Here is a 6776-nt window from a genome sequence, read left to right as displayed (position 1 = left end):
GCCTCAGCGCTATGCAGAGCTACAGGGCATCAGCCTTGCCGAATCGCTGGCCAGGATGGAGCCCGAGTTCCAGGCCACGCGCGGCACGCTGAACTGGTACTGCCTCGATTACTGGAGCCGCTGGACCGGGCTCGACGTGATCGCGATGAAGATCGAGATGCAGCATCGCATGCAGGTGTTGCCGGGCAGCGAGGATTTTCTCAATGCGGTACGCGCCAGTGGCCGGCCGCTGTGGCTGGTGACCAATGCTCATCCGGGCAGCTGGACGGTCAAGCTGGCCAAGACCGGCATCGGCCAGTATTTCGATCGGGTGATTTCCTCACACGACTTCGGCATGCCGAAGGAAGACGCGCGCTTCTGGCACTTGCTGCAGGAGCGCCATCCCTTCGATCCCAAGCGCACGCTGTTCGCCGATGACAGCCTGCCGGTGCTGCATGCCGCACGCGATCACGGCATTCGGGAAGTGATCGCGATGCTGCATCCGGATTCGACCGCTGCACCGCGGGTGATCGAAGGCTTTCCCGCAGTGAATCGCTTGCCGGAACTACTGCCAGTGCCGGTTCGCTGAACTGTCTTAGCGAACCGGACGCGTCGAGCGCGAACGGCCGCCACCGCCGCCAGGACGACCACCGCCTGGACGGCCGCCATCACGGCGCGGCGGCGCACCGCTGCGATCGCGGTGCACGTGCTTCGGCTTGATGTAGTCCTGCGGCATCAGATCGTCGGGATTCAGCGACTGCGGAATGCGCATGCCGATCGCTTTCTCGATGATCGGCAGCGAATAGACCCAGGTCTCGCAGCACAGCGAAATCGCGTCACCCGAAGCGCCGGCGCGCGCCGTGCGGCCGATGCGGTGTACGTAATCCTCGCCATCCTGCGGTAGATCGAAGTTGATGACGTGCGACACCTCGGGGATGTGCAGGCCACGCGCGGCGACATCGGTCGCCACCAGCACCGGCAGTTCGCCGAGCTTGAACTCGCCGAGCAGGCGCTCGCGCTTGTTCTGCGGCACATCGCCGGACAGCACGCCGGCGTTGAAGCCATTGGCCTTCAGCGCTGCCTCGACGTCTTCGGCACCGCGCTTGGTGTTGACGAACACCAGCGTGCGGATCGGCGCGTGATGGCGCATCAGGCCGACCAGCATCGGTAGCTTGTCTTCGTTGGCGACGTGGATCAGCGACTGACGAACACGCTCGGCAGTGACCTGATCGGGCTCGATCTCGATCCGCTCCGGGCTGTTCATGTGCTCGTACGCAAGCTCCAGCACGCGGTGCGACAGCGTTGCCGAGAACAGGTAGTTCAGGCGCGAACCCGGGCGCGGCATGCGCCGCATCAGGAAGCGGATATCGGCAATGAAGCCAAGATCGAACATGCGATCGGCTTCGTCGAGCACCAGCACTTCGATGCCATTGAGCTTGTACAGGCCCTGCTTGAAGAAATCGATCATCCGGCCCGGCGTGCCGATCAGGATGTCGACGCCTTCGGCGATCGCGCTCTTCTGGGTGTCATAGCCGGTACCACCGTAAAGGGCGGCGAGCTTCAGGCCGGTGTGAGCACCGAGCTGCAGCGCATCGTTGTAGATCTGCAATGCCAGTTCACGGGTCGGCGCCAGGATGTAAGCGCGCGGCTGACCTTCTTCGCCGGTGCGCGGCTGGGTCAGCAGGTGATGCATGGTCGCCAGCAGGAAGGCCGCCGTCTTGCCCGTACCAGTCTGCGCCTGACCGGCGAGATCCTTGCCCTGCAAGGCCAGCGGCAGGGTCGCGGCCTGGATCGGCGTGCAATGGGAGTAACCCATCGCCGCCAGGCTCGACTTCAGGGTTTCGTGCAGCGGCAAGCTGTCGAAAGAGGTGTCGCTTAAGTGCTGGGGACGCGCGGCTTCTGAAGCAGTGGCGTCTAACGAGGCTTGCATTTGATCGGGACTTGGATTGAAATACGAGCAATCACAACGACTGAAGCGCACCACGCGTCGCGCAATCACAGTCGAAATCGCAGAAATTCTTCCGGCTATTAAAGCAGATCGTCAGGGCATGCGCATTGAACGCGCGCGGCCCGTCCCCACTGACGTGTCACGGCCCTTGCGCTACGCATCGGCCTACCCCAGATCGTCAACAGGGCCATCAACATTCGTCCGCCACCATCCGGCAGACACCATCGGAGTTCGTAAATGAGCGAAAACATTTCGGCTGTCACCGACGCCAGCTTTGAAGCCGACGTGCTGAACAGCGACGTTCCCGTTCTGGTCGATTTCTGGGCCGAATGGTGCGGGCCCTGCAAGATGATTGCGCCGGTGCTCGAGCAGATCGCCGTTGAAACCAAGGGCAAGCTGAAGATCGTCAAGCTGAATGTCGACGAGAATCCGGGCACGCCGCCGAAGTTCGCGATCCGTGGCATTCCTACGTTGATCCTGTTCAAGAATGGCGCGCCTGCCGCCACCCAGGTTGGTGCCGTGCACAAGGCCCAGCTCGCCGCGTTCGTCCAGCCTCATCTGGCGACCGCCTGATCCTCCGCGACCCCCTCCCCGCTTAAAATGATCAAGCATCGTCGCCGTCCGCATTACTCCAACGGTCAGAACAACGGAGGCAACAACGGCCAGAATGGCGCCCAGGACCGGGGCGAACGCCTCGAAGGGCTGCCGGCCGACGTCGAGATGCTTGAAGGCAGCGAAAGCGGCGGTGGCGGAGAGTCCGCAGCAGCGGTCGTCATCGCTCCGCCTCGCCCGCAGCAACAGAACAACAACAACCAGAACAACAATCAGCGGCGTCGCCACCAGCAGAACAACGGTGGCGGCCACCAGAACCGCAATAACGGCGGCGGTGGCAACAACGGCGGCCAGGCCGAGCGCGGCAACCAGAACAACGGCGAGCGCCAGCGTCCTGATCGCGACGGCAATGTCGGCGGCAATTTCGGCCCCGGCGACGAGCCGATGGAGGAAGCACCGCAGTTCGGCCCGAACGGCGAACCCTTGCCGCCGCGTGAGCAGAAGATCCTGCACATCTCGGATCTGAAGAAGAAGACTGCCGCCGAACTGTACGAAACCGCCGAAGCGATGGGCTTGGAGAACATCTCCCGCGCCCGCAAGACCGATATCGTCTTCAACCTGCTGCGCGCCGCCGCGCGCCGCGGCGACTTCATCCAGGCCGATGGCGTGCTGGAAATCATGCAGGACGGCTACGGCTTCCTGCGTGGTGCCGATGCCAGCTACCTGGCGGGGCCAGATGACGTCTACATCAGTCCGAGCCAGATCCGCCGCTTCGGCCTGCGCACCGGCGATACCGTTGCCGGAAGAGTTCGCAGCCCGAAGGACAACGAGCGCTACTTCGCGCTGCTCAAGGTCGACACGATCAATTACGAGGCGCCGGAAGTCTCGAAGAAGAAGGTCAACTTCGAAAACCTGACGCCGCTGTTCGCCGATGAGCGCTTCGTGATGGAGCGCGGCAATGGCACGACCGAAGACATCACCGCGCGCGTCATCGACATCGTCGCGCCGTTCGGCAAGGGCCAGCGCGGCCTGATCGTCAGTCCGCCGAAGGCCGGCAAGACCATCCTGATGCAAAACGTCGCGCAGTCGATCGCGGCGAACTATCCGGACGTCTACCTGATCGTGCTGCTGATCGACGAGCGTCCGGAAGAAGTCACCGACATGCAGCGCACGGTGCGCGGCGAAGTGATTTCCTCGACCTTCGACGAACCCGCCCAGCGTCACGTGCAGGTCGCCGACATGGTGATCGAGAAAGCCAAGCGCCTGGTCGAGCACAAGCGCGACGTGGTGATCCTGCTCGACTCGATCACCCGCCTCGCTCGCGCCTACAACACCGTGGCGCCGTCGTCGGGCAAGGTGCTGTCCGGCGGTGTCGACGCCAATGCGCTGCAGAAGCCGAAACGCTTCTTCGGTGCCGCGCGCAATGTCGAGGAAGGCGGCAGCCTGACCATCATCGCCACGGCGCTGATCGATACCGGCTCGAAGATGGACGAAGTCATCTACGAGGAGTTCAAGGGCACCGGCAACATGGAATTGCACCTCGAACGCCGCATCGCCGAGAAGCGCGTGTTCCCGGCGATCAACATCAACCGTTCCGGCACGCGCAAGGAAGAGCTGATGGTCGATCCGGGCGAGCTGCAGAAGGTCTGGATCCTGCGCAAGCTGCTGCACCAGATGGACGAACTGGCGGCGATGGAGCTGCTGTTCGATCGCCTGCGCGGCACCAAGACCAATTCCGATTTCTTCGATTCGATGAAGCGGAACTGATCGCAGCCAGGTACAGAAAAGCCGCAGCTTGCTGCGGCTTTTTTTATTGCCGATCAGTTCATCCGGTAAAACTCGCTACCAGCGGGAATCGCGCTCGCAGGGAACTCCGTCGTTATCGCCATCCATCTTGGTGTTCGGACAGTTCTTGACGAAGAACTCGGCCTCAGCGCGCGAATTCATTTCTGAGCAGTGTTGCCGACCATCACATCTGAACTGCCCAGAACTAGGCGTTGCCGTCGGAACGGCAGGTCTACCGCCAGATGCAGCAATCGGCGCTGGCATTGCACCGTCGGCATTCGGCGGGCAACTCGGCTCGATCGTGTACTCGCGCCCCGGATCGACCGCGCCCAGCTTGCGCAGATCATCGCCACCAATGGTCAGTGGCGCGGTATAGCCGGTGCGATCCGAAACCGTCAGCGTCGTTTCCAGCGTCGTGCGGCCGATGCACAGCGCGATGGCCACTTCCGGCCGATGCTCGACGCCGCCATCGCGCTGCTTGAGCTTCACGTCCTTCAGCATGGGACGCTCCAGGGTGACCCGGCTGCCCGGCAGCACGCTGCCGTTGTCGATCGTGAAGCGCACCCAGGTACCGCCATCGCGATTGAAATACTTGACGTTGACGGCGCGCAGACTCGAGCCCTTGGCCGCAGGATCAAGCCTACCGATGACTTCGATGCCCGAGCTGCCGAGCACCCTCACCCGTTCGCTGCGGCCATAGGTCTCTGCCTGCGCCGCTGACATGACGGCGAGACCTGCGAGCACTGCGACCGCTATCCGATTCATTCGATGTTCCGTTCCCGTGCTACTGCGCGATAGCCGATGTCGCTGCGAAAATGTACGCCGGTCCAGCCGAGCTTGCCGACTGCTTCATAGGCCGCTGCTTGAGCAGCTGCTGCCGTATCGCCAAGGCCGGTCACGCAGAGCACACGGCCGCCTGAGGTGACGACCTTGCCGGCCGCGTTCAAGCTGGTGCCGGCGTGGAAGACCTTGGCCTTGTCGCCGAAAGCGGCATCGAGGCCGAAGATTTCATCGGCCTTGCGAATCTCGCCCGGATAACCACCGGCGGCGAGCACCACACCAAGCGCAACCTGCGGATTCCAGACCGGCGGTGCGGCATTCGGATCGCCATCGACTGCGGCTTCGAGCAGGCTCAGCAGATCGGAATCGAGGCGCATCAGAATCGGCTGCGTTTCCGGATCGCCGAGGCGGGCGTTGAATTCGACGACGCTCGGCATGCCTTTCGCGTCGATCATCAAACCGGCATAGAGAAAGCCGGTGAACGGCGTGCCTTCGGCGGCCATGCCGGCCAGGGTCGGTTCGATGACCAGCTTACGCACGAGCGCATCGACCTCGGCGGTGACCACCGGGGCCGGCGAGTACGCGCCCATGCCGCCCGTGTTCGGGCCTTGATCGGCATCGAACACGCGTTTGTGATCCTGGGCCGAAGCCAGCGGCACGTAGTTCGTGCCGGCGGCGACAACGATGTAGCTGGCTTCCTCACCCTGCAGGAAATCCTCGATGACGACCCGGGCACCGGCGCCACCGAAGGCACCGCCGAGCATGTCGCAGATCGCGGCCTGCGCTTCGGCGACTGTTTCGGCGACCACCACGCCCTTGCCAGCGGCCAGGCCATCAGCCTTGACGACGATCGGCGCGCCGCGCCCGGCAACGTAATCGAGGGCCGGCTGCACGTCGGTGAACACCTGGTACTGCGCGGTCGGAATCTGATGACGCGCGAGGAAAGCCTTGGTGAACGCTTTGCTCGATTCCAGCTGCGCCGCGGCCTGGGTCGGCCCGAAGATGCGTCGGCCAGCGGCGCGGAAAGCATCGACCACGCCTTTCGACAGCGGCACTTCCGGCCCGACCACGGTGAAGCTCACGCCCTCGTCCGCCGCCAGTTTCAGCAGGCCAGCGATGTCTTCGACAGCCACCGCGCAGTTGCGGCAGCCGGCTTCGGTCGCGGTGCCGGCATTGCCCGGCGCCACCAGCACTTCGGCAACGTCCGGCGATTGCACCAGCTTCCAGGCGATCGCGTGCTCACGGCCACCGTTGCCGATGACCAGCACTTTCTGTTTGGCGAGGGACTTCATGGGGGACATTCCTGAATCGTGAGGCGGTTATACGTCGGACAAGAAAAAGGCAGGCGCGCGGCCTGCCTTTTCCGATCAGCGGTGCAGCGAGTGTCTTAAGGGCTTAGCCCCCAAGTCAGCCTTTGTAGTCGGCGATGCCCTTTTCGATCTCGCCGCGAGCGGCAGCCGCATCGCGCCAGCCGGAAATCTTGACCCACTTGCCCTTCTCCAGCGCCTTGTACGACGAGTAGAAGTGGTGGATCTCGTTCTTGACCCGCTCCGGTACGTCGGCCAGATCGCGCAGATGGTCGTAGGCACCGTTCGACACCTTGTCGACCGGTACGGCGAGCAGCTTGGCATCGGTGCCCTTCTCGTCTTCGGTGTCGAGCACGCACAGCGCGCGGCACTTGATCACCGAGCCGGCAACGACCGGATGCGGAGTGATCACCAGCACGTCGACC

General features: G+C 63.4%; 7 protein-coding genes. 3 read left to right on the top strand and 4 right to left on the bottom strand.

All coding sequences use genetic code 11. The features are described from left to right. The coding region (locus tag Q0D45_RS18140; RefSeq protein ID WP_293396092.1) for an HAD-IA family hydrolase at positions 1 to 568 on the top strand (568 nt) is incomplete at its 5' end. Between the two features lie 6 nt (positions 569 to 574). Here the strand turns inward: Q0D45_RS18140 and Q0D45_RS18135 are convergent. Then, a complete protein-coding gene (locus Q0D45_RS18135) occupies positions 575 to 1909 on the bottom strand; it encodes a DEAD/DEAH box helicase (RefSeq protein ID WP_293396089.1) in 1335 nt (444 codons plus the stop codon). A gap of 255 nt (positions 1910 to 2164) precedes the next feature. Here Q0D45_RS18135 and trxA point away from each other — a divergent pair, with 255 nt between their 5' ends. Both trxA and rho read left to right on the top strand, forming a co-directional pair. After that, complete coding sequence (gene trxA / locus Q0D45_RS18130) at positions 2165 to 2500, top strand: thioredoxin TrxA (RefSeq protein ID WP_022976210.1); 336 nt, start codon at positions 2165 to 2167, stop codon at positions 2498 to 2500. A 27-nt stretch (positions 2501 to 2527) separates the two neighbouring features. Then, complete coding sequence (gene rho, locus Q0D45_RS18125; RefSeq protein ID WP_366946496.1) at positions 2528 to 4246, top strand: transcription termination factor Rho; 1719 nt, start codon at positions 2528 to 2530, stop codon at positions 4244 to 4246. A 75-nt stretch (positions 4247 to 4321) separates the two neighbouring features. On the opposite strand, the gene Q0D45_RS18120 is transcribed toward rho, so the two are convergent. The 3 genes from Q0D45_RS18120 to Q0D45_RS18110 all read right to left on the bottom strand — a co-directional run. Beyond that, the gene (locus Q0D45_RS18120) at positions 4322 to 5029 is read right to left on the bottom strand and encodes a RimK/LysX family protein (protein WP_293396083.1); all 708 of its coding nucleotides are present in this window, start codon (positions 5027 to 5029) and stop codon (positions 4322 to 4324) included. Continuing rightward, on the bottom strand, positions 5026 to 6336 hold the full coding sequence (purD, locus tag Q0D45_RS18115) for a phosphoribosylamine--glycine ligase (protein WP_293396080.1): 1311 nt from the start codon (positions 6334 to 6336) through the stop codon (positions 5026 to 5028). The genes Q0D45_RS18120 and purD overlap by 4 nt, the downstream gene beginning before the upstream one ends. A 115-nt stretch (positions 6337 to 6451) precedes the next feature. Next, positions 6452 to 6776: inorganic diphosphatase (locus tag Q0D45_RS18110; RefSeq protein WP_293396077.1), on the bottom strand; the 325-nt coding region annotated here is incomplete at its 5' end.

The organism is Nevskia sp., from assembly GCF_023266035.1.
GTDB lineage: Bacteria > Pseudomonadota > Gammaproteobacteria > Nevskiales > Nevskiaceae > Nevskia.
This window is presented reverse-complemented; position numbering and strand designations above follow the sequence as displayed.

Bases quoted from the DNA above. Each gene is read 5' to 3' on its own strand.
- rho (WP_366946496.1), top strand. From the start codon at position 2,528: ATGATCAAGCATCGTCGCCGTCCGCATTACTCCAACGGTCAGAACAAC.
- trxA (WP_022976210.1), top strand. From the start codon at position 2,165: ATGAGCGAAAACATTTCGGCTGTCACCGACGCCAGCTTTGAAGCCGAC.
- Q0D45_RS18135 (WP_293396089.1), bottom strand. From the start codon at position 1,909: ATGCAAGCCTCGTTAGACGCCACTGCTTCAGAAGCCGCGCGTCCCCAG.
- Q0D45_RS18120 (WP_293396083.1), bottom strand. From the start codon at position 5,029: ATGAATCGGATAGCGGTCGCAGTGCTCGCAGGTCTCGCCGTCATGTCA.
- purD (WP_293396080.1), bottom strand. From the start codon at position 6,336: ATGAAGTCCCTCGCCAAACAGAAAGTGCTGGTCATCGGCAACGGTGGC.